The following is a 21,931-nucleotide window of genomic DNA, read 5'->3' on the forward strand; positions in this document are numbered from 1 at the left end:
AGTCGTTAGCTGTTTAGTCGATTCAATTTAGTGGTTTGTTGTTTAGTAATGAAGCTGATTATTTCTTATCAACTTAACGTCTTCACGACAAAACATCAAACAAATCAGAATTTCGTGTCTAATTTAATATAATCTAGAAATTCACGACGGGTTTCCATATCTTGAAATTTTCCTCCAAATTCTGAAGTTACCGTACTACTTTCAATATCGCGAATTCCTCTAGAATTTACACAAAGGTGTTTTGCATCAATAACACAAGCCACATCTTTAGTGCCTAAAACGTTTTGAAGCTCTCTAACTACTTGAATAGTTAAACGCTCTTGAACTTGTGGGCGTTTTGCAAAATAATCTACAATACGATTCATTTTAGATAAGCCAACTACAGTGCCATTGGATATGTAAGCAATATGAGCACGACCTACAATTGGTAATAAGTGATGTTCGCAAGTAGAATACACCGTAATGTTTTTTTCAACAAGCATTTCGCCATATTTATATTTATTATCGAAAGTAGAAGCGCTAGGTTTTTTATCCGGATTTAATCCTCCAAAAATCTCATTAACAAACATTTTTGCAACGCGGTTAGGCGTTCCTTTTAAACTATCGTCTGTTAAATCTAATCCTAGGGTTTCCATGATATGACGCACATCATCTTTAATGATGTCTATCTTTTCTTCGTTGTTTAATTTAAAAGCATCGCTGCGCATTGGTGTGTTTTCAGAAGTACCAATGTGATCGTTTCCTAATGCGTCAAAATCTTCTATATTACTATCAAAAGCCATGATTTATAAGTCAAAATTTAATTTGCAAAGATAAGCATTTCACTTTTTGTTAGCCTTTATGTTTGCAAATATTTAAGATACTGTTTTTGTCTTTTATTTTTCTTGTGAAATTCTCATAAAAAAAGCCTGAACCTTAGTTCAAGCTTTTTAAAATATCGTGAATGCTTATTAAATATTGAAACCTAATGTTAGTGTTATGTTAGAGTTGCCTCTATTTACATTTGCGGTATCAATTAAGCCTAAATTGTAAAGTGGAGTTTCGTCCTCACGATCCCATTTATCATAGGTTAAATCCAGTTTTGTGTTTCCAAAATTGTATCCTAAACCTAATGAAAATCCGGTTAAATCGCCAACTGTAATACCATCTTCATAAGGGCTTTCTTCAAAACGGTAACCACCTCTAAAGCTTAGTTGTTTTACCTTGTATTCGGCACCAAAACGATAGGTTGAAGCTGAGGTTAAAACATCACTTATCCCTGCATTTAGGTCCATGTAATCGGCATCGGGAGTAAATTTTGTTTTACCATAATTTTTATTTGAATAATCGAAACTAATTAAACCTTGAGTTCCAAAAACATAAGCTAAACTTCCTGTAATTTTTGCAGGTGTTTTTAATCTGTATCTAGGGAAAACGTTGATGGATTGTAAGCCTAATTGAATGGCATTCTCATCAAGTAGTACGTTTGTGTCTAAGTATTGCGTAGTTTCATCGTCAATTGAATACCAGATTGGAGAATCATAAGTTAATCCTATTCTAAATTCTTGGCTCAATTTCATTATACCTCCTAACTGAAATGAAAATCCATTACCAGTTGTTGATATTGTATTATCAAAATCAATAGAAGTAATGGCTCCACCATTGGAATTGGTTTCAGACAAGCTTTTAGAATGTTGATAATCTATAAAGTGTGAATTTAAGTTAAGTCCTAAAAATAAATTGTCTTTATGCTGAGCTGCAAAATTAAAACTGATTTTACCATTATATCCAGTTTCAAAATAATCGTAGTCGTGTGTGAAATTTCCACCTGCGGCTTCCGAAATATATAACGTGTTTATGTCTGTTCCAAAGTCATTACTTCGAGGATCCTCACCTAGTATTCCAGATTGAAAACCGAGAAAAACCTGTTGATGAACTGTACCAAATTGATTCAAAACACTTTCGTAAGCTTGTCTTTCCGATCTGCCGTTTAATAAAATATCTCCGACTTCCACAGGAATTGTTGGATGTTCTGAATGTTGAAAGAAATAATTGGCTATTGAATTTACAGGAGCTAACTCATTATCATCATCATCAACAATCACAAAACTGTTCGTGTTTACTCCATTTTGAAAACCCCATACATTATTATAATTATTGGTTCTTTCGTAAGCAATACCGAAAGTAAATTTTTTCCAGGCAGAACCTGTATTACGGTTTGCAAATACAAATACTGCACCACCTTGATTAATGTCGAAGTTAGAGGTTTCTGAGGAGCTAGAAGCATTAAAATAATTAGTATTATTATTAACGGCAACATTCGACCCAGAAAAGGACGCATGGCTTCTAGCAAAAACAGCAGAACCTGCAGGGTTTGCACTAACTGCACTCATGTCGCCACCTAAGGCTCCAAAAGCGCCACTTAAGGCTCTGTAACGAGCGGTTCCTTGAATTTCATTTTGCGAAAACCTTACCGCATCGCTAATATCTTGTGCGTAAATTGTTGACATAGACAATAAGGCTATGCCTAATAAATTTAACTTTTTCATGTGTGATTTTTTATCTTTAAATAAATAAGATTAACGTCTTCTTCCGCTGCTAGAAGATCTTGATGAACTACTGCCAGAGCTTCTGCTACTACTAGATGATCTAGATGCAGTACTTGATCTAGACGATCTGCTACTTGGTGAATACGTGCTTGTTCTTGATGGTGAAGAACTAGATCTTCTCGCTGTACTAGACGATGAGCTACGCGTGGTTGTAGGCTGTCTGTAAACTGTACTTGAGCTTCTTCGTGATACTGCAGAAGATGATCTTGCTGTAGAGTTTGTAGAAGGCGTTCTTGTTGCGGTAGAACGTCTTGTTGTTCCTGTAGAAACTCGGGTTCCATTAGGATTGTAAGTTCTTCTAACTGTTGATGCTGTCGAGCTTCTAGTTACACCTGTACTGGCGCTATTTCTTGCCGATGTATTATATCGTGAAGAGGTTGCTCTATTTTGTGTGCTTACCGAGCTACGTCTACTTAAACCGCTATTATTGTTGCTAGCATAGCTATTTCTTCTGCTATTGCTATAAGCTATTGAGCGTCTGTTGTTATAATAGTTGTTGCTGTAGTAACCTCTGTTGTAGCCACGGTTATAAAATCCGCGATTATAGCCCCAACCATAGTTGTAAGCAAAACCACCATAAAAGCCACCGTAATATGGCGGGCAATAGAATGGATTGTAAATACCACCATAGCCCCAGTTGTTCCATCCGCCACCGTAAAAGCCACTATAGCCCCAACGGTTCCAACGATTCCATCCAAAGCCAAAACCACCGTTCCAACCCCAATCGTTCCAGCCGTTGTTAATATAGTTTATAGTAACTTCGCTAGGATTTTGGCCCCAACCAGCATAACCTACATAATCATTAGCTAAAGGATCTGATTCGTCATAGTTTTCACTTTCATAAGAATCAATATCTGTGAAAATTTCATCTTCGTATCCTATGTTTTCAGACTCAATAGATTTTGTTCTAAAATAGTTTTGGTAGTAATTACCTGAGTTGTCATTTGTTGTTTCAACAACTTGTTCAGTTTGTTGAGTTTGTGGAGCACCACCATAAATGCCATCACTGTCCACACCAACGTATTGATAAGAACCGCAAGAAACAAGCCCAAACGCTAGCCCAATTAGGGTTAAAAATGGCGCTTTTCCTTTTATGTAGTTGTTAAATTGCATATCTCTTTAATTTTATTGTTGAACATCACAAAAATAGTTAGTTTTGCTGAACTATTTTTCTTTTTAACATAGTCACAATATTTGTGCCAAAACAAAGATATGAGCAAAAAACTTACTAGTAGATCGGAAGATTATTCAAAATGGTATAACGAATTGGTTGTCAAAGCAGACCTAGCGGAGAATTCGGCAGTGCGAGGATGTATGGTAATAAAGCCCTATGGTTATGCAATATGGGAGAAAATGCAAGCAGAATTAGATAAAATGTTTAAAGAAACAGGGCACCAAAACGCCTATTTTCCTCTTTTTGTACCTAAAAGTTTGTTTGAAGCCGAAGAAAAAAATGCAGAAGGGTTTGCTAAAGAGTGTGCCATTGTAACACATTATAGATTGCAAAATGATCCGGATAAACCAGGAAAATTAAGAGTAGATCCAGAAGCAAAGTTGGAAGAAGAACTCATTGTAAGGCCAACTAGTGAAGCTATTATTTGGAATACATTTAGAGGTTGGGTACAATCGTATAGAGATTTACCATTATTAATAAACCAATGGGCTAATGTGGTGCGTTGGGAAATGCGTACACGTTTATTTTTACGAACTGCCGAGTTTTTATGGCAAGAAGGGCATACGGCGCATGAAACAAAGCAGGAAGCTGTAGCTGAAGCTGAATTAATGAATAACGTATATGCCACATTTGTGGAGAATTTTATGGCTATTCCTGTTATTCAAGGATTAAAAACAGAAAGTGAACGTTTTGCAGGAGCAGACGAAACCTACTGTATTGAAGCATTAATGCAAGATGGTAAAGCTTTACAAGCTGGAACATCTCACTTTTTGGGTCAAAATTTCGCCAAGGCATTCGATGTTAAGTACGCAAATAAAGAAGGTAAGCAAGATTACGTTTGGGCAACCTCTTGGGGGGTGTCTACACGATTAATGGGAGCTTTAATTATGACGCATAGCGATGATCATGGTTTAGTGTTGCCTCCTAGTTTAGCGCCAAACCAAGTGGTTATTATTCCTATTTATAAGAGTGATGAAGATTTAGAAGCGATAACAGAAGTTGCCAATAGTATAATTAGTGATTTACGTGGAAAAAACATCTCGGTTAAATTTGATAATAGAACCACCCACAGACCAGGAGCTAAATTTGCACAACACGAATTGCAAGGTGTGCCATTAAGGCTTGCTATAGGTGCCAGAGATTTAGCAAATGGAACGGTTGAAATAGCGCGTAGAGATACCTTAACCAAAGAAGTTGTAGCTCTAGATAGTTTAAATGATAAAATTGATGCGCTTTTAAAAGACATTCAAAACGATTTATACAAGAAAGCTTTAGATTTTAGAAATGAGCATATTACAGAAGTAAATACTTTTGAAGAGTTTAAAACAGTGTTAGAAACAAAAACAGGATTTATTTCTGCGCATTGGGATGGTACAGCTGAGACAGAAGACAAAATAAAAGAGCTAACTAAGGCAACAATACGTTGTATTCCTTTAGAAGGGAAGGAAGAAGCCGGAATTTGTGTGTTTTCTGGTAATCCTTCGAAACGTAGAGTATTGTTCGCAAAAGCCTATTAATTGATGTTGAAAAAAGGAACTAAATAAAATTTTTTAAAAATATTTTATTTAGTTCTTGCAACATTTAAAAATAGTTGTATTTTTGCATCCGCAATGGAAACGTTGCAAGTTATTTGAAAATATTTTTTGCAAGTTTAAAATATAGTTTTATATTTGCGCACTCAAAATAAAATGGCCCGTTCGTCTATCGGCTAGGACGCATGGTTTTCATCCATGTAAGAGGGGTTCGATTCCCCTACGGGCTACAACTAAAAAATTAAGAAAAAAACAAAATGGCAAATCACAAGTCAGCATTAAAAAGAATTAGAAGTAACGAAGCTAAGCGTTTAACTAACAAGTATCAGCACAAAACAACTCGTAATGCTATCAAGAAATTACGTGAGTTAACTGATAAGAAAGAAGCAGAAACTATGTTTCCTTCAGTTGTTTCTATGTTAGATAGATTAGCTAAGAAAAACGTTATTCACGCTAACAAAGCGGCTAACCTTAAGTCTGGTTTAGCAAAACACGTTGCTGCACTTTAATTAGATTTAAAGTTAAAAAATACTTAAAGCTTCTCAGAAATGAGAGGCTTTTTTTTGTGCATTGAATTTTATAATGCAATCTTTGTGAAAACGCAAGTATAAACTTTACAAACTAAGACGTGTATTAGTTCATGGAAAACAACTCCAACTTTTTAACCTATTTTAATAAAACAAGTAAAGCCTTTAATTTAGAATATCTTTTTTTATTTACTTTACTATTGTCTATTACGGCCTGTACTTCCAAAAATTACGAAGAACCTAAAATAGCTCTTGATACATACCATATTGAAAAAGGATTTACGTTACAAGTAGCGGCTTCCGAACCTTTCATTGAAGCGCCTGTTACCATGGATTTTGATAATACAGGTCGTATGTGGGTTGTTGAAATGAAAGGGTATATGCAAAATCTTGCAGGTTCTGGCGACCATATGCCAAATGGAACGATAACCATTTTAGAGGATTTAGATCAAGATGGTGTTGCAGATCATTCTAAAATATTTATGGATAGTTTGGTGCTGCCTAGAGCTATTGCGCATGTTTATGGCGGACTTTTATATGCCGAACCACCAAATCTTTGGTTTGTAGATATTGAAAATGATAAACCCGTTAATAAAGTGCTAGTAGATTCGTTGTATTCGGATGGCGGTAATGTGGAGCATCAACCAAACGGACTTATGATGCATTTGGATAATTGGATTTATAATGCAAAATCTAATTTCCGGTATCGACTAAAAAATAATCAATGGATTAAAGCCCCAACGACATTTAGAGGGCAATGGGGTATTACTAAAGATAATTTTGGTAGACTGTATTATAACACCAATTCTAGACAGTTATTAGGCGATTATGTATTGCCGAATACCGTTGTTAAAAACCAATTTTATAAGCCTAAAAGTCTTTTAAATAAAATACTAACTCCTAATCAAAGGGTTTATCCATTGCACCCAACAGCTGTAAATAGAGGCTATCAAAAGGGAGTTTTAGATGCCGATAGTTTATTAATAAATGTTACCTCGGCATGCGGGCCTTTAATATATCGTGGCGATAAATTTCCAGCGGACTATTTAGAAAATGCTTTTATATGTGCGCCAGAAGCTAATATAGTTAAGCGTAATGTTTTAAATGTTGAGGCAGACAAGGTATCGGCAGAACAGGCTATTCCTAATAAAGAGTTTATTGCATCAACCGATGAAGGATTCAGACCCGTTAATTTGTTTAATGGACCAGACGGCAATATGTATGTTGTAGATATGCATCGTGGTATTATACAAGATAAAGCGTTTTTAACGCCGTATTTGCAAAAGTTATATGCCAAAAAACAGTTAGATACCATTATTGGTATGGGCCGAATTTTAAAGGTAACTCATACCAGCAGTAAACAAGAGGCATTTATTAATGTAGAGGAACAAAGTGTATCTAAATTGGTTGCCTTACTAAAACATAAAAATGGCTGGATACGCGATAGAGCACAGCAAGTGTTGATACAAAAAAAGGAGCCAAAGTCAATATCCTTACTTAAAAAGATATTGAACAATGAGACTAGTAGTGCTGAGAGTAAATTACACGCGTTATACACACTAGATGGTATTAATGCGCTTAGTTATGAGGTTTTAGAACAGGTTTTATATATAGAGCAAAGTGCCAATGTTATAAGTCATGCCATTCTTTTAATGGAGCAGTTTGCGAGTCAAGATCGAGCTATGTCGATAGCTAAAATTGTAAACCATTTAGCTTTAAAAAATAATCCTACTATAGATTTGTATGTTTTAAGTGCTTTGGGAGATTGGATGGCATTTTCAAAGGATCAATTATTTCCTTTAGTGCAAGAGTTATCTTTAAAGTATAAAGACCAGTTAACCTATCAAGAAGCTTTAATATCGAGTTTACGAGGCCATGAGGAAAGTTATAAAGTCTTTTTAGGTGAAACTTTAGAAACTCCAGAACAAAGTACAATAGCACAAGTATTAAACAACACCATTAGTAATAAGGCCAAAAACAAAAGAAATATAATTTTTACTGCAAAAAAGCCACAAGCAGATAATAGAATTGCTGGCTATAATATATTTAGAAATTTATGTGCTACCTGTCATGGGGTAGAGGGTGAAGGTATTGAAAGTTTGGCGCCACCATTGCAAAACTCTGAGTACGTTACAGAATCGTCTGAACGTTTAGCACTTGTTATTTTACATGGTTTATCTGGACCAATACATGTAAATGGCGATTTATACGATTTAAATATTGCTATGCCAGGTTTAGCAAATAACCCTGAGTTTACCGATGAAGATATACAAAGTATTATTGAATATTTACGCAATGCTTTTCCTGGCAAGACAAAAAACATATCTATTGATAAAATAAGGTCTTTAAGAGAACAAAAACCTATTGATGGTTTAGGTTTTACAGAAGAAGAGCTGTTAAAAGTAAAATAAAATGAAAAAAAATATTTGCAATTAACGACTTATGATTCAATAAAAATTTAAATTTGCATTTATAATAAGTTTAAAAAAATACACCCTCTTTTGGAAAATAAAAAAGCAATAAAATTAATCGACAAGATTCTTAAAAATTTAGATAAGACAGGAATTAATACAGATACACTAATTGACGATATTAAGGAATTGAGAACCTATGCTTTAGAGGAGCAAATTCCTTTGGTAGTTAAGGTGCTAAGGTTGACTTACGAGCATATTGAAGCTACAGAGTCTTTTATGATACCTATGCCAGATGATGAGCCTATTGAGGAAGGAGCTGAGGTAGTAGCTAACGATGAACTTGCACCTGTTGAAAGCCTTAAGTATGTAATTGCACTTATGAAAAACCTTAACAATAAAGGTAATATTGCCGATTTAAAAGAATATAGAGATCTTTTAAATAGCTACTAGATAATTAGTAAGCTATATACATAAAAATGAATCCTGCCTATATTGGCGGGATTTTTTTTGCTTTATAACCAAGGGTAGACTTTTAGTCCGTAACTCGATTTTTAAGAGCGCAAGTAACACGCAACAGTTTCTCTCCTAAAAAGGAGGGATTGAGGGAGGGTAACCAAGAGAATCAAAAAAAATCTAGACGTTACCATTTAAAAACAAGCCTGATATTAGTTATTTAAAACCGTATTTAGCAGATTTGCCCGCGTTAGGGATTGAAACGGCATCCTTTTTTTGCTGCAATAAATGGCAAAAAAAGAGCTGCCTGCCGGCAGGCAGGTATAGTGGAAAGCCCGACCTAAGTGATCCTGCAAGGTTTTGAAAACCTTGTAGGTATGAGCGTGGTAACGCCCTAATATCGATACAATTATTTATACACTCGAATTAATACACAAAAAAAGCCTTAATATAAATATCAAAGCTTTTAGTTATTTTGAAAATAAGCGGTTTTTTATCCGTTCATAGAAATTAAAAACTCTTCGTTATTTTTAGTTTGTTTGAAACGCTCGTTAATAAATTCCATAGCCTCTACAGGATTCATATCGGCAAGGTATTTGCGCATTACCCACATACGTTGTACGGTAACATCGTCTAATAAAATATCATCACGACGTGTACTGGACGAGGTAAGATCGATAGCAGGGAAAATACGACGGTTAGATATTTTTCTATCTAATTGAAGCTCCATGTTACCGGTTCCTTTAAATTCTTCGAAAATTACTTCATCCATTTTAGAACCTGTTTCGGTAAGTGCCGTTGCTATAATTGTTAGAGAACCTCCGTTTTCTATATTACGTGCAGCACCAAAGAAACGTTTTGGTTTGTGTAATGCATTGGCATCTACACCACCACTTAATATTTTACCAGATGCCGGTTGCACCGAGTTATATGCTCTTGCTAAACGTGTAATGGAATCTAGTAGGATAACTACATCGTGTCCACATTCTACCAAACGTTTTGCTTTTTCAAGTACTATGTTGGCAATTTTTACGTGCTCGTGTGCTTCCTTATCGAAGGTAGAAGCAATAACTTCACCACGTACATTACGTTGCATATCTGTTACCTCTTCCGGACGCTCATCAATAAGCAAAATCATTTGATAAACCTCTGGGTGGTTTGCTGCAATGGCGTTAGCAACATCCTTAAGTAACATGGTTTTACCCGTTTTTGGTTGCGATACAATCATACCACGTTGCCCTTTTCCAATAGGGGCAAATAAATCCATAATACGCGTAGAAATGGTACTTTGGCGCTCTGCTATGTTAAATTTTTCTTGAGGAAATAACGGCGTTAAATGCTCGAAAGAGACACGGTCTCTAACCACATTTGGGTTTTGGCCGTTAATTTTACTTACTTTAATTAATGGAAAATACTTTTCACCTTCTTTAGGAGGTCTTACATTTCCAAAAACAGTATCTCCAACTTTTAAACCAAATAAACGGATTTGCGATTGCGATACATAAATATCATCTGGCGATGATAAATAGTTATAATCAGACGAGCGTAAAAACCCGTATCCATCCTGCATAATGTCTAAAACACCTTCGCTTTCTATAATGGCATCAAACTCGTAATCTGGCTCACGGTAGCGGTTTCTGCTATCTTTATTGCCTTTATCAACATTACCATTTTTTTGGTTCTTATGCTGATTTTTGTTTTGGTTATTTTGTGGCCTAGGATTAGGTTTTTTAGTATCGTTTTTTGGCCTTGGGTTAGGCTTATGTACTGGCTTTTTTTCTTCTTTAGCTTGTGGTGCTTCTGCCTTTTTAACTTCGGCTTTAGGAGCAGCAACAGCTTCAGGTTTACTATCTGCAGCGTTATCTGTTGTTGGTGCTTTTTCGGCAGCTTTAACAGGTTTTTGTACACGCTGTCTTGGTTTTCTTGCAGGCTTTTCTGCAACTGGTTCAGCTTTAGTTTCTGGTGTTATTTCTGGAACTACAGCTTTAACTGCTTTAGGATCGGCAGCTTGTTGATCGAGAATTTGGTAAACTAAATCTAGTTTTTTTAATGAACGGTATTTCGGAACGTTCAATTTTTTTGCAATCTCCTGTAAATCAGTGAGTTTTTTCTCTTTTAGTTGTGAAATTTCAAACATTTATGTTTAATTGGATATTTTATTGAATACTAACGTGAGTAATTCTGAAATATGATTTTTATAATCTTGAAGAATTAACCGCTTGTAAGTGCGGTTGTTGTGAATTATTACTGCAATAATACAACTTTATTTTATTTTTTATCATTAATTCTATTATTTTTGCGGTCTAGTTATTAAAAAAAGTATGTTACAACGCATTCAAACTATATACCTATTATTGGCTTCGGCAGTATCTGGAGGTCTTATATTTGTATTCCATTTATGGATTACAGATAGTGGTGTAAGTGTGTTTGCAAAAGACGAATTACTGTATTTAGGGCTATTTTTAGCTTCGGCAATACTATCGTTAGTAACCATTTTTATGTTTAAAAATAGGAAGTCTCAATTTGTATTGGGTCGACTTAACATCATATTAAACTTTATTTTACTAGGATTTTTCGTGTATCAATCACTAAATGTATCTGGAGAGACGGCGGTTTCTGAGAAAGGTATTGGGATGCTTCTCCCTATTGTTTCTATCGTGTTATTGGCATTAGCCAATAAGGCCATCAAGAAGGATGAAGAACTTGTAAAATCTGTAGATCGATTACGATAAACCTAACATCTTAGTAGTATTAGTGCGAAAACCCAAAGCGAAAGCTTTGGGTTTTTTTGTTTTTAAAGCCTCCCTTAATCCCAACATAAAAAGGGAAACACTCAATTTTCAATTTTTTCTAAATGTTTTTTAATACCTTATTGGTAGTGGCTATAGGCAACAAAAAAGTCTGGATAACATCCAGACTTTTATAATAGTTTATATACCCTTTTCTTTATTTATCTATCTACTTACCACACAAAATTGGTTTAAATACATAATGCGCTTTGTAGTAATAATATGCCGTAAGAGTAAGCAAGTCCTCCCCAATTGGGGATGATTTAGGTGGGGCTGCCCTTTGTTTTACTTTATCTCAATAAGTTCTAGATCAAAAGTTAAATCATGTCCAGCCAACGGGTGGTTAGCATCAACAATAATATAGTCTTCTTTTACTTCGGCAACACGAAACTGTACCTCTCTACCATTTTCATCTTTCGATGCTAATCCCATTCCAACCTCAGGAGCCATATCCTGTGGTAATTGTTCCTTTTTTACATCGTAAAATAACTCTTTACGCACCTCGCCATAAGCCTCAGCAACAGGAATATTAATAGTTTTCTTTTCGTTTAATTCCATCGAAATAATACCTTTTTCAAAACCAGGAATTAACATGCCTTGACCTAAAGTAACCTCTAACGGCTCGCGCTCCAACGAGCTATCAAAAACCTGTCCGTTGCTCAATTTTCCTGTGTAATGTACTTTTACCGTATCATTTTCTTTTACTTGACTCATAAATAATAATCTTTTCTGTTTTTTAAAAAGGCAAAATTACAACTAATCAAACGAATACGCATGGTTTTTTTAAAATTTGGGCACTCCCCAAGGGTCGGGCTTTCCAATACAAGTCCTCGCACCTCCTTCGTCGGGCTGTGGGCTTTCCTTTTCAATCCCTAGTGCAAACAGCAGCCAAAGTAAGTTTTAGCCTAATTTAACCTGTATTTGCAAATATTTAGGTCTTAAAATACTGGTTTTACTGTTATAATGTTTTGATTTTAAGAAAATTAGTTGTTACTTTATAAAACAGATTTATAACAAATTTGTGTCTTCCTTATTTAATTACATAGCAGTATTTATGTTGCTTTCAGAATTTTAGTTCTAAAGGCAATAAACTAATGATTACGATACATTTTACGGCAAAGTAAAATAAAATCAATACCATTAAAATAGTGTTATTATGAAATCAAAACAACTTATTATTTTAGTACTAAGCATCTGGTTTAGCGCTCAATCCTGTGTAAGCACCCGTGTTGAAGCCACTCCTCATGATGCCAATGTTGTAAATCTAGAATGTCACGAAAAATCCAATTGGAGTTATTTGTGGGGTTTAGGCAGCGTTAAACGTGTCGATTTACACCCAGATACCGAAGGTGTAGAATGCCCTTGTCGCTCCGAAGCCATAGCATGGGTAGAAGTAAAAACCTCACTAACCGATTTTGCATTAAGCCTTGTTACCCTTGGTATTGTTAATCATCGTAAAGTAAAATATGGTTGTGCAAAACCAAGTGATGGAGAACAGGACTTTTAACCTTTAAAACCTCAAAAAATGATACCAGAAGGAATAGACAGACTGCCTATTGGCTCGTGGACTAACAAACATGAAAACTTTACGCATCAGCTAGAAGATAATGCGTCCTTTTCACTTTATAACCCACCAGGAGCTTCGGCTAGAGCGCGATACTCTGCAACTACCAAAAATTTTCAATGGCTAATTAATCATGCCATAAACAATAACCTTAAACTTCGGGCTTTGGGCAAAGGTTGGTCGTTTTCTAAGGTCGGGGTTACAAGAGGTGGTTTGGTCGATACGGTTTCTTTAAACTTTTCATTTCAACCCAAACAAAAGCAAGTCAGTCCGCAGTACGCACAAACACCAGACGATCTTTATTTTGTGCAATGTGGTGTAGCTATTTACGAGTTAAACAATAGGCTGTCGCAAAAGCGGCCGCAACGCTCCATAAAAGCATCGGGTGCCAGTAATGGGCAAACCATTGCTGGAGCTTTGTCCACCGGAACTCATGGCGCAGGAATTCGTGTTGGAGCCATTCAAGATGCCGTTGTAGGGTTGCATATTATAACTAGCGAAGACAAACATATTTGGTTGGAGCGTAAATCGTATCCTGTAGCTTCGCAGGATATGGTCGATTGGTTAGGGGCAGATTTTATTGCAAACGACAACCAATTTAACGCTGCATTAGTAAGTTTTGGAAGCTTTGGTTTTATACATGGGGTCATGATAGAAACCGAACCGCAGTTTTTGTTAGAAGAGCACAGAATAGGTAATATCGCTTATAGCAATCCATTAAAAAAAGCTATGGAAGTGCTAGATGTAACCGATCTTAACATTGCTGCTACCGATGGTAGTACAGATCTTTATCATTTCGAGGTGTTGTTTAATTTACACAAGTTTGCACCTAACAATACCGAAAAAGGGGCCTTTTTAAAATACATGTTTAAACGGCCTTATCACGATGGGCATCAATTTTTAAAACGACCAAACGAGTTTTCTTTTGGCGAAGATTTATTGGGTATTATTTCAAAGCTGTTAGACGATTTATCGCCCGTATCAGATTTAGCAGTTCCGCCTTTGGTAAATGTTATGTACAAAAGAGCATTTGCACCACAAGATGTGGTAACCGGTACCATTAAGGAAATTTTTAATTATACCAAGTTTTTAGGTAAAGTGGCTAGTGCTGCTATGGGAATAGATATTAAAGATTCGGCCAAAGTAGTGGAGCTAATCATGGAGGTTAATAAACATACGCCTTTTCCTGGTGGTTTGTCTTTGCGTTATGTAAAAGGCACTAAAGCCACCTTAGGATTTACAAAATTTGATAATACCTGTGTTTTAGAAATGGATGGTATAGACGGACAAGTAGCCAGAAATTTTTATACAGCCGTTTGGAACAAAATGGAGCAACAAAATATTTCGTACACGTTGCACTGGGGGAAAATCAACTTTAATTTAAACGAAAACCTTATTAGAAATATGTACGGTAACACAGCAGTCGATTCCTGGATTAATGCTAGAAACCAACTCATGTCCATACCAGCAATGCAAGTTTTTAGTAACAAGTTTATGCAAAACTGTGGCTTAGATAAAATTCATCAAAGCATCACATAAAAGTATTAAACCTCTTTTGGGTGTCTCACAGGAAATTCGATAACCTCTAGGTTCTCAATTTTTTTGCCGTCAATTGTAAAACGAAGCATGGTTCTAACTTTATGAAAACCGTGTTTGCCTACGGCACCAGGATTCATATGGATTAGGTTTAGTTTTTTATCGGGCATTACTTTTAAAATATGCGAATGTCCGCAAATAAAAAGTCTTGGTGGGTTTTGTTTTATAGCGTCACTAACTCTAAGGTTGTACTTAGGTGGATAGCCACCAATGTGCGTGATCCAAACATCGACACCCTCGCACATAAAACGGTTGTGTTCTGGGAATTCTACGCGTACTTCAGCACCATCAATATTACCATAAACACCGCGTAATGGTTTTAAAGCCTTTATGGCGTCGGTAACTTTTAAGTCGCCAATATCTCCGGCGTGCCAAACTTCATCAGCCTGCTTAACATACTTTAAAATATCGTTGTCAATATAACTATGCGTGTCCGATAGGAGGAGTATTTTGGTCATTAATTCGTAACTGTAGTTTATAATGGTAAAGTTATAATTAATTGTTGCAAACTACTAGTTAATGTTATTTATAATATAAGTGTAGGATATTATCTGTTAATTTGTTTTTTTCTTGCTGTTTACTAAATTTTTAATGTTATTTATTATGTCCAAAGTTCGTTTATGCTCAATTTATTTTTGTAAAATGGAAGATACTCAAAAATTAAAATCTAACTATTAGTTAAAAAATAACTAAACTAACCACCACCATGTCAAAATTTAAAATGCTAATTAAAAATCTTGGTCCCGGACTACTATTTGCAAGTATGGCTATTGGTACTTCGCATCTCGTGTTATCTACAAAAGCTGGAGCTCAATATGGTTGGATTATGATTATCCCAATAGTATTAGCCAACATATTAAAATATCCGTTTTTTGAGTTTGGTATTCGGTATACCAATATTACTGGGAAAAGTATTATTGAAGGCTATAATAATAGAGGCAGAGGGTATTTATGGTTGTATGCTATTATAACAATTGTAACAAGTATTGCGGGGCCTGCGGCATTATGTTCTATTACTGCGGGTCTTTTTATAAACCTTTTTGGTATTCAAAATATCTCGTTTACTACAATTGCTGTGGGCTTATTTATTGTAAATAGTATAATATTAATTATAGGAAAATATAAGCTTTTAGAGACTACTTTAAAATTTTTAATACCCATTTTATTTTTCGCATTGTTGGCCACAACAGTGCTTGTTATAAAAGTAGGTCCAGTAACTCCTATAGTAGATTTTAATCCACCAGCCATCTTTAACGAGTTAGGTATATTGTTTTTAATTACGCTTATTGGTTGGATGCCTACTGCAGTGGAGGCTAGTAGTTGGTTAAGCCTTTGGAGTGCAGAGAAATATAATATAGATGGAAGTAAACCATTACTTAAAGATGCCTTACGCGAATTCAATTTTGGATATATTTTAACCACCATATTGGCTATTTTCTTTTTAGTTATTGGTTGTATGACGCTTTATGGTTCTGGAACAGAATTAAGTAGTAATGCTGTAACCTTTGCAGATCAGGTAATTAATTTGTTTACAACGCATATTGGTAATTGGGCTTATGTTTTTATAGCTGTTTCTGCTTTTGCAACAATGTATAGTACATGTTTAACACAGCATGATGCTATTTCGAGAGTGAGTGTGGATATAATTGGTTTGCTTGTTGGCGAGCACGATAAATTTAAAGGTAAAAAGTATTATGTAATAGGCATTGTTGCAATAGCTTTAATGAGTATTGTTGTACTTTATACTTTGGGTGCTAATATGGGCTTAATTCTAGCCATTGCCACCGCAACATCTTTTGTGTTGGCGCCTATTGTGGGGTATATGAATTTAAAAAATGTAATGAGTAGCGATATTCCGGAAGGTGACAAACCTAAAAAAGGATTGCAACTTTTAACTTATGCTGGCATATTTTTCTTATCGTGTTTAGCGATTTATTATGCTTGGGTTGTAATTTTTTAAGGCGCTCAGTTCTATTAGTTTCTCAAATTAGCCTAAATAACTTTTTAAATAATGTCCTTAGCAGTTATGTGCGTTAGGGATTGAACGGCATGTTTGAACTCCCTGACGAAGGAAGGAGTGAGTAGTGAAAGCCCGACCCTCGTGGTAACCTGCCTGCCGGCAGGCAGGCGCCCAATTTCTCTATACAAAACAACTTTGTTCTATTACGGGAAGTAGCACTAGTAATCTTTTAATATTTAATTAAGAAGCCACGCTTTATAGGAAGCGTAAATCTAGTTATCTTTGTGTCTTGATAAAAACAAAAGTGTTGCGGTATTTTGTAGAACTTTCTTATAATGGTAAGGCGTACCATGGTTGGCAAATTCAACCTAATGCAATAACAGTACAAGAGGTTGTTGAGAAGGCTTTAAGCACCTTGTTGGGCGTGCCTATTTCCATTATGGGTGCAGGACGAACGGATGCTGGTGTGCATGCAACACAGCTATTTGCACATTTTGATACCGATGTTGTTTTTGATACGCCTAAGTTAATTTATAAGTTAAATTCTTTTTTACCTACCGATATTGCCATTCGCGATATTTTTAAGGTAAAAGCCGATGTTCATGCTCGTTTTCATGCCTTGAGTAGAGCGTATGTGTACCGCGTGGCAATAGAGAAGAATGTGTTTAATGTAGACCATTGTTTTTATGTAAAACATGCTTTGGATGTGGATAAAATGAATGCCGCTGCGAAAATTTTATTTGAGTATAAAGATTTTCAATGTTTTTCTAAGACGCATACCGATGTTAAAACGTATAATTGCGACATTATGCAAGCTGAATGGTTGGTTAAAAATGGCGAATTGCATTTTGTAATAAAAGCCAATAGGTTTTTAAGAAACATGGTGCGTGCCATTGTAGGAACCATGATTAATATTGGACTTGGTAAAGTTGAGGTTGAAAGTTTACATACCATTATAGCTTCTAAAAATAGGAGTGAAGCAGGGTTTTCGGTGCCAGCACATGGTTTGTATTTAACAGATATTGAGTACCCAAAAGACATAAAATTATAAATGAGTAAAACGAAAGAAAATATATTTGATTTTAAGCTTTTTAAGCGTCTTTTTGAATATATAAAGCCTTACAAGGCGGTATTTTTTGGACTTAATGTATTGGTGGTTTTATTGGCTATTTTTAGTTCGGCAACGCCATATATTACTAAATACGCCATAGATGATAGTATTGGAAACAGAGTGGAAAAAGACTTTTTGATTTATATTATTTTAATGCTTGTGGTATTGATTGTGCAAACGGTTTTTCAGTTGCTATTTATTTACTATGCGGCTTGGTTGGGGCAAAATTTGGTAAAGGATGTGCGTGTTAAACTTTTTGACCATTTACTGCGTTTTAAAATGAAATATTACGACAACTCTTCGGTAGGTTTACTCATTACGCGTGCGGTAACCGATATGGAACGTATTGCCGATATTTTTGGACAAGGTCTATTCATGATTTTTAAAGATTTATTGACTATGGTCGTGGTTTTTGGAGTTATGATATATATAAACTTTAAGCTTAGCTTAATTGTTTTTATAATGATGCCATTGTTGGTTTATGCCACAAGAATTTTTCAGAAGTATATGAAAAAGGCCTTCGAGGAAGTGCGAACCGAAGTGTCTAACTTAAATAGTTTTGTACAAGAGCGCTTAACAGGAATGAAAATTTTACAATTGTTTACCCGTGAAGATGTTGAGTACACAAACTTTAAAGAAATTAATGAACGGCATAAAAAAGGTTGGCTTAAAACGGTTTGGTATAACTCTATATTTTTTCCGTTACCAGATTTATGTGCATCCATTACCATTGGTTTGGTTGCTTGGTATGGTGGTTTACGCATGATTGTGGACGATAGTACTATTACCCAAGGAGATTTGGTTGCCTTTGTTATGTTTATGCCTTTACTGTTTAGGCCGTTGCGCCAAATAGCAGATAAGTTTAACACGCTACAAATGGGCATGGTAGCTGCTACTCGTGTGTTTAAAGTAATCGATACAACATCGCAAATTGATGATCATGGTACACAAGTTCCAGAATCGTTTAAAGGGAATATAAAATTTGAAGGTGTGCATTTTAGCTATGTTGAAGAGGAAGAAGTGCTTAAAGGTATTTCTTTTGATGTGAAGGCAGGCCAAACGGTTGCCATAGTTGGTGCTACGGGAGCAGGGAAATCCACTATTATTAATTTACTAAATCGTTTTTATGAAATTGGCGATGGCGTTATTAGCGTTGATGGAATTGATATTAAAAGTGTGACTTTAGCCGCTTTAAGAAATCAAATTGCTGTGGTTTTGCAAGATGTGTTTTTGTTTGCAGATACCATTATGAATAATATTACTTTAGACCATCCAGAAATTACCGAAGCACAAGTGTACCAAGCTGCAAAAGATATTGGGATTCATGATTTTATTATGAGTTTACCAAATGGTTATAATTACAACGTTAAGGAACGTGGTGTTATGTTATCTTCGGGGCAGCGTCAATTAATTTCCTTTTTACGTGCTTATGTTACCAACCCAAGTATTTTGGTGTTGGATGAGGCTACATCGTCTGTAGATTCGTATTCAGAACAACTTATTCAAAATGCTACCGATAAAATTACAAAAGGCAGAACATCTATTGTAATTGCACACCGTTTAGCAACTATTAAAAAAGCAGATAAAATTATAGTAATGGATGCTGGTGAGATTGTAGAACAAGGTACCCATAACGAGCTACTTAAAAAAGATAACGGCTATTACAGAAATTTATACGAGGTTCAGTTTTTAAAAGAGGAAGTTGCTTAAATAGAATACTTTTAACTAGTAAATAATTATTCTTTAATATTATTATCTAAACCATTATAACTACGCTAAATCGGTTTTAATTATAGTGGTTAACTCTGTAGTGTCCTCAAAAACAACAAATTCACCATCTTTAAAATAAGAAATATGCCCTGTTTCTTCACTAACAACTAAGGCTAAGGCATCGGTTTTTTCGGTAACACCAATAGCTGCTCTATGGCGTAAACCAAAACGCTGCGGAATGTTTTTTTCGTTATTTACAGGAAGAATAACACGCGTAGCTTTTACAATATTATTGCTAACCACAATAGCTCCATCATGTAAAGGGCTGTTTTTAAAAAAGATACTTTCAATAATGGGCTGTGTAACTTTTATATTCATTTCGTCGCCAGATTGCGATAAGAAATCTAAGTTGTTATTACGCTCAAAAACAATTAACGCTCCTGTTTTAGACATAGACATTTTGTTACATGCCGAAACTACAGCATCAATATCGGTTTCGTTAGTGGTTTCCGTTTTTAAAAAATTTATTTGCTGAAAAAATTTACCACGAGTTCCTAAATTTGTAGATCCTACCATAAGCAAAAACTTCCGTATTTCTGGCTGAAAAACCACAATTAAGGCAATAATACCTACTTTCATAAAGCCACCAAATATGCCGGTAAGAAGCTCCATGTTTAGAAAATCGGTTAGCATCCAAGCGCCGTAAATTATAATAATTCCAATAAAAATATTAATGGCAACGGTGCCTTTAATGAGTCGGTAAACATAGTAAAGTAGCAGTGCTACTAGAATAACATCTATAATATCGACAAGGGTAAATTTTAAAAGGTCTTTAAAAATATCCAATGGAAAGGGGTTTTGGTAAATTTAGTAAAAAAGGGTTAATTAAAAATAATTTCGTGATTTGATATTTCAATATTTTCGAGATTCAATTTAGTCATTAAAGCCTTTATTGTGATATAATCTTGAAAACTAAGACTGTCATAAAATTCTAAATACAAAAGGGTTTCTTCTAATTGAAAAAGGTCCTTAATAGTCTCCACTAATGTTGCTTTTGTTGTTTGTAAAACATTGTTGTTGGAGGTTATTATTCTTATGTTCTTTTGGTTAAGGATAACAATATTAGCGTGGGCGGTTTTTAAGTCTTTAATATATCCTTTAGCGTCGGTAACATAGGCGACATTTGTAAAATCAATAAATCCTAAATTTTTATTACTAATATCATTGCAGGTAAAATAGTTTTTAACGCCTTCCTTTTTATGACTAGAATTGGCCTTTTTATCTTGAAGGTATTTTATATGCGGAAAAACTTGTTTAAGCGTTAAGCGTTTATCAACATTAATCAACCAATTTGTAGTGCTTATTAGGTTTTTTCGGTTTAGTTCTACACTATCCGTTTTAGTTTCATCGTAAAATAAGTAACCAGGGGAAACATCTAAGATTTCTGTAATTTCAGAATGATTAATCTCTGGTAGTAACACAACTTTATCATTTCCGCAGGAAAAGAAAACAGTTAAAAGCAATACGTATATTAGGTTCTTCATATTCTAACAATCTAACAATCTAATAATCTAGTTAATTTTATGCATTCCATAGCTTCTTTAACATCATGCACTCTCAAAATAGAAGCGCCTTTTTGCAACGAAACTGTATTTAAAACAGAGGTGCCGTTTAAAGCTTCATTGGCTGAGGTTTCAAGGGTTTTATAAATCATAGATTTTCTAGAAATACCTACAAGTAAAGGTTTTTCAGTTATTTTAAAAAGCTCTAATTGATTCAGCAATTCAAAATTTTGCTCTAAAGTTTTAGCAAAACCAAAACCAGGGTCTATAATAACATCTGCAATACCAAGATCTTTTGCTTTAGCTATTCTTTCAGAAAAATAAAAGAGCACATCTTTAACCAAATTAGTATAATTTGTCTGTTGTTGCATGGTTTGGGGAGTGCCTCGCATGTGCATCATAATATACGGTACACGCAGTTTCGCAATAGTTTGCAACATATGGTCGTCTAACTTTCCAGCCGAAATATCATTTATCATGCAAGCACCAGCATCAATACAGGCTTTTGCTACTTGACTTCTAAAAGTATCTATGGATAGTAAGGTTTCTGGAAACGCCTTTAAAATTAGATTTATAATTGGGATAACACGCTTTAACTCATCGGCTTCACTAACATGGTCGGCATTAGGGCGCGAACTATACGCGCCAACATCAATAAACGTAGCACCTTCGTTAAGCATTTGCTCAACGTGTTTTAAAATTTCAGCTTCGTTTTTATGCGCGCCACCATCGTAAAACGAATCTGGTGTAACGTTTAAAATGCCCATCACTTTTGGTGACGATAAATCAATAAGTTTGCCTTTGCAATTAATTGTCATAATCTTAAAATTCGAGTATCAAATTCCAAACCTAAAACTTTAAATTTGAAACATCAAAGGTAGTCTTCAAAACTTTAAACCTTAAACTTTTGAACTTTAAACAATTTAAGCGAAATTTACGCAAAATTGAAAT

Annotated in this window: 19 protein-coding genes and 1 tRNA gene; 11 read left to right on the plus strand and 9 right to left on the minus strand. The window is 35.0% G+C overall.

The window, feature by feature from the left end:
• Nucleotides 1-104: 104 nt before the first annotated feature.
• The 3 genes from folE to BMY96_RS12830 all read right to left on the minus strand — a co-directional run bounded on the left by folE (nucleotide 105) and on the right by BMY96_RS12830 (nucleotide 3,701).
• On the minus strand, nucleotides 105-782 hold the full coding sequence (folE, locus tag BMY96_RS12820; RefSeq protein ID WP_092852808.1) for a GTP cyclohydrolase I FolE: 678 nt from the start codon (nucleotides 780-782) through the stop codon (nucleotides 105-107).
• Nucleotides 783-950: 168 nt separating this feature from the next.
• On the minus strand, nucleotides 951-2,528 hold the full coding sequence (locus BMY96_RS12825) for an OmpP1/FadL family transporter (RefSeq protein WP_175473575.1): 1,578 nt from the start codon (nucleotides 2,526-2,528) through the stop codon (nucleotides 951-953).
• A gap of 30 nt (nucleotides 2,529-2,558) precedes the next feature.
• Nucleotides 2,559-3,701 (minus strand): hypothetical protein, encoded by a 1,143-nt coding sequence (locus BMY96_RS12830; RefSeq protein WP_092852810.1) that lies wholly within the window; start codon nucleotides 3,699-3,701, stop codon nucleotides 2,559-2,561.
• A 99-nt stretch (nucleotides 3,702-3,800) separates the two neighbouring features.
• Here BMY96_RS12830 and proS point away from each other — a divergent pair, with 99 nt between their 5' ends.
• The 5 genes from proS (at nucleotide 3,801) to BMY96_RS12855 (ending at nucleotide 8,685) form a co-directional block, all read left to right on the plus strand.
• On the plus strand, nucleotides 3,801-5,279 hold the full coding sequence (gene proS / locus BMY96_RS12835) for a proline--tRNA ligase (RefSeq protein WP_092852812.1): 1,479 nt from the start codon (nucleotides 3,801-3,803) through the stop codon (nucleotides 5,277-5,279).
• A 173-nt stretch (nucleotides 5,280-5,452) separates the two neighbouring features.
• Nucleotides 5,453-5,524 (plus strand) — tRNA-Glu (locus tag BMY96_RS12840).
• A 27-nt stretch (nucleotides 5,525-5,551) separates the two neighbouring features.
• On the plus strand, nucleotides 5,552-5,803 hold the full coding sequence (gene rpsT / locus BMY96_RS12845; protein ID WP_092852814.1) for a 30S ribosomal protein S20: 252 nt from the start codon (nucleotides 5,552-5,554) through the stop codon (nucleotides 5,801-5,803).
• 131 nt (nucleotides 5,804-5,934) lie between these two features.
• On the plus strand, nucleotides 5,935-8,232 hold the full coding sequence (locus BMY96_RS12850; protein WP_092852816.1) for a DUF7133 domain-containing protein: 2,298 nt from the start codon (nucleotides 5,935-5,937) through the stop codon (nucleotides 8,230-8,232).
• A 90-nt stretch (nucleotides 8,233-8,322) separates the two neighbouring features.
• Nucleotides 8,323-8,685 (plus strand): hypothetical protein, encoded by a 363-nt coding sequence (locus tag BMY96_RS12855; RefSeq protein ID WP_092852818.1) that lies wholly within the window; start codon nucleotides 8,323-8,325, stop codon nucleotides 8,683-8,685.
• Between the two features lie 496 nt (nucleotides 8,686-9,181).
• On the opposite strand, the gene rho is transcribed toward BMY96_RS12855, so the two are convergent.
• On the minus strand, nucleotides 9,182-10,825 hold the full coding sequence (rho, locus tag BMY96_RS12860; protein WP_092852820.1) for a transcription termination factor Rho: 1,644 nt from the start codon (nucleotides 10,823-10,825) through the stop codon (nucleotides 9,182-9,184).
• Between the two features lie 184 nt (nucleotides 10,826-11,009).
• On the opposite strand from rho, the gene BMY96_RS12865 reads away from it, so the two are divergent.
• Nucleotides 11,010-11,420 carry a DUF4293 domain-containing protein gene (locus tag BMY96_RS12865; protein ID WP_092852822.1) on the plus strand — a complete coding sequence of 137 codons (411 nt, stop codon included), beginning with the start codon at nucleotides 11,010-11,012 and terminating at the stop codon, nucleotides 11,418-11,420.
• Between the two features lie 342 nt (nucleotides 11,421-11,762).
• Here BMY96_RS12865 and BMY96_RS12870 read toward each other — a convergent pair whose 3' ends face one another.
• Nucleotides 11,763-12,191, minus strand: a complete 429-nt coding sequence (locus BMY96_RS12870) for an FKBP-type peptidyl-prolyl cis-trans isomerase (RefSeq protein WP_092852824.1) — start codon at nucleotides 12,189-12,191, stop codon at nucleotides 11,763-11,765.
• Between the two features lie 442 nt (nucleotides 12,192-12,633).
• On the opposite strand from BMY96_RS12870, the gene BMY96_RS12875 reads away from it, so the two are divergent.
• A complete protein-coding gene (locus BMY96_RS12875; RefSeq protein WP_092852826.1) occupies nucleotides 12,634-12,984 on the plus strand; it encodes a hypothetical protein in 351 nt (116 codons plus the stop codon).
• Nucleotides 12,985-13,002: 18 nt separating this feature from the next.
• Entirely contained in the window at nucleotides 13,003-14,580 is a 1,578-nt protein-coding gene (locus BMY96_RS12880) for an FAD-binding protein (RefSeq protein WP_092852828.1), read from the plus strand.
• 5 nt (nucleotides 14,581-14,585) lie between these two features.
• On the opposite strand, the gene BMY96_RS12885 is transcribed toward BMY96_RS12880, so the two are convergent.
• A complete protein-coding gene (locus BMY96_RS12885) occupies nucleotides 14,586-15,095 on the minus strand; it encodes a metallophosphoesterase family protein (RefSeq protein WP_092852830.1) in 510 nt (169 codons plus the stop codon).
• A gap of 248 nt (nucleotides 15,096-15,343) precedes the next feature.
• Here BMY96_RS12885 and BMY96_RS12890 point away from each other — a divergent pair, with 248 nt between their 5' ends.
• The 3 genes from BMY96_RS12890 (at nucleotide 15,344) to BMY96_RS12900 (ending at nucleotide 19,418) form a co-directional block, all read left to right on the plus strand.
• On the plus strand, nucleotides 15,344-16,597 hold the full coding sequence (locus tag BMY96_RS12890; protein WP_092852832.1) for an NRAMP family divalent metal transporter: 1,254 nt from the start codon (nucleotides 15,344-15,346) through the stop codon (nucleotides 16,595-16,597).
• A gap of 307 nt (nucleotides 16,598-16,904) precedes the next feature.
• Entirely contained in the window at nucleotides 16,905-17,648 is a 744-nt protein-coding gene (gene truA, locus BMY96_RS12895; RefSeq protein ID WP_092853089.1) for a tRNA pseudouridine(38-40) synthase TruA, read from the plus strand.
• Nucleotides 17,649-19,418, plus strand: coding sequence for an ABC transporter ATP-binding protein (locus BMY96_RS12900; protein WP_092852834.1), 1,770 nt, complete (start codon nucleotides 17,649-17,651; stop codon nucleotides 19,416-19,418).
• A 60-nt stretch (nucleotides 19,419-19,478) separates the two neighbouring features.
• Here BMY96_RS12900 and BMY96_RS12905 read toward each other — a convergent pair whose 3' ends face one another.
• From BMY96_RS12905 to folP, 3 genes are read right to left on the minus strand one after another with little or no spacing between them, the layout of a single operon-like run.
• Nucleotides 19,479-20,264 (minus strand): diadenylate cyclase, encoded by a 786-nt coding sequence (locus BMY96_RS12905; protein WP_092852836.1) that lies wholly within the window; start codon nucleotides 20,262-20,264, stop codon nucleotides 19,479-19,481.
• A gap of 35 nt (nucleotides 20,265-20,299) precedes the next feature.
• Entirely contained in the window at nucleotides 20,300-20,962 is a 663-nt protein-coding gene (locus tag BMY96_RS12910) for a hypothetical protein (RefSeq protein ID WP_092852838.1), read from the minus strand.
• Between the two features lie 11 nt (nucleotides 20,963-20,973).
• A complete protein-coding gene (folP, locus tag BMY96_RS12915; RefSeq protein ID WP_092852841.1) occupies nucleotides 20,974-21,798 on the minus strand; it encodes a dihydropteroate synthase in 825 nt (274 codons plus the stop codon).
• Nucleotides 21,799-21,931: the final 133 nt, after the last annotated feature.

Origin of the sequence: Algibacter pectinivorans (assembly GCF_900112595.1) — a bacterium.
GTDB lineage: Bacteria > Bacteroidota > Bacteroidia > Flavobacteriales > Flavobacteriaceae > Algibacter_B > Algibacter_B pectinivorans.

Excerpts from the sequence above, each read along its gene's own strand:
- BMY96_RS12880 (WP_092852828.1), top strand. The coding sequence starts at position 13,003 with ATGATACCAGAAGGAATAGACAGACTGCCTATTGGCTCGTGGACTAAC.
- BMY96_RS12885 (WP_092852830.1), bottom strand. The coding sequence starts at position 15,095 with ATGACCAAAATACTCCTCCTATCGGACACGCATAGTTATATTGACAAC.
- BMY96_RS12875 (WP_092852826.1), top strand. The coding sequence starts at position 12,634 with ATGAAATCAAAACAACTTATTATTTTAGTACTAAGCATCTGGTTTAGC.
- BMY96_RS12870 (WP_092852824.1), bottom strand. The coding sequence starts at position 12,191 with ATGAGTCAAGTAAAAGAAAATGATACGGTAAAAGTACATTACACAGGA.
- BMY96_RS12830 (WP_092852810.1), bottom strand. The coding sequence starts at position 3,701 with ATGCAATTTAACAACTACATAAAAGGAAAAGCGCCATTTTTAACCCTA.
- folP (WP_092852841.1), bottom strand. The coding sequence starts at position 21,798 with ATGACAATTAATTGCAAAGGCAAACTTATTGATTTATCGTCACCAAAA.
- folE (WP_092852808.1), bottom strand. The coding sequence starts at position 782 with ATGGCTTTTGATAGTAATATAGAAGATTTTGACGCATTAGGAAACGAT.
- rpsT (WP_092852814.1), top strand. The coding sequence starts at position 5,552 with ATGGCAAATCACAAGTCAGCATTAAAAAGAATTAGAAGTAACGAAGCT.
- BMY96_RS12890 (WP_092852832.1), top strand. The coding sequence starts at position 15,344 with ATGTCAAAATTTAAAATGCTAATTAAAAATCTTGGTCCCGGACTACTA.
- rho (WP_092852820.1), bottom strand. The coding sequence starts at position 10,825 with ATGTTTGAAATTTCACAACTAAAAGAGAAAAAACTCACTGATTTACAG.
- BMY96_RS12865 (WP_092852822.1), top strand. The coding sequence starts at position 11,010 with ATGTTACAACGCATTCAAACTATATACCTATTATTGGCTTCGGCAGTA.
- BMY96_RS12850 (WP_092852816.1), top strand. The coding sequence starts at position 5,935 with ATGGAAAACAACTCCAACTTTTTAACCTATTTTAATAAAACAAGTAAA.
- BMY96_RS12900 (WP_092852834.1), top strand. The coding sequence starts at position 17,649 with ATGAGTAAAACGAAAGAAAATATATTTGATTTTAAGCTTTTTAAGCGT.
- BMY96_RS12910 (WP_092852838.1), bottom strand. The coding sequence starts at position 20,962 with ATGAAGAACCTAATATACGTATTGCTTTTAACTGTTTTCTTTTCCTGC.
- proS (WP_092852812.1), top strand. The coding sequence starts at position 3,801 with ATGAGCAAAAAACTTACTAGTAGATCGGAAGATTATTCAAAATGGTAT.
- BMY96_RS12825 (WP_175473575.1), bottom strand. The coding sequence starts at position 2,528 with ATGAAAAAGTTAAATTTATTAGGCATAGCCTTATTGTCTATGTCAACA.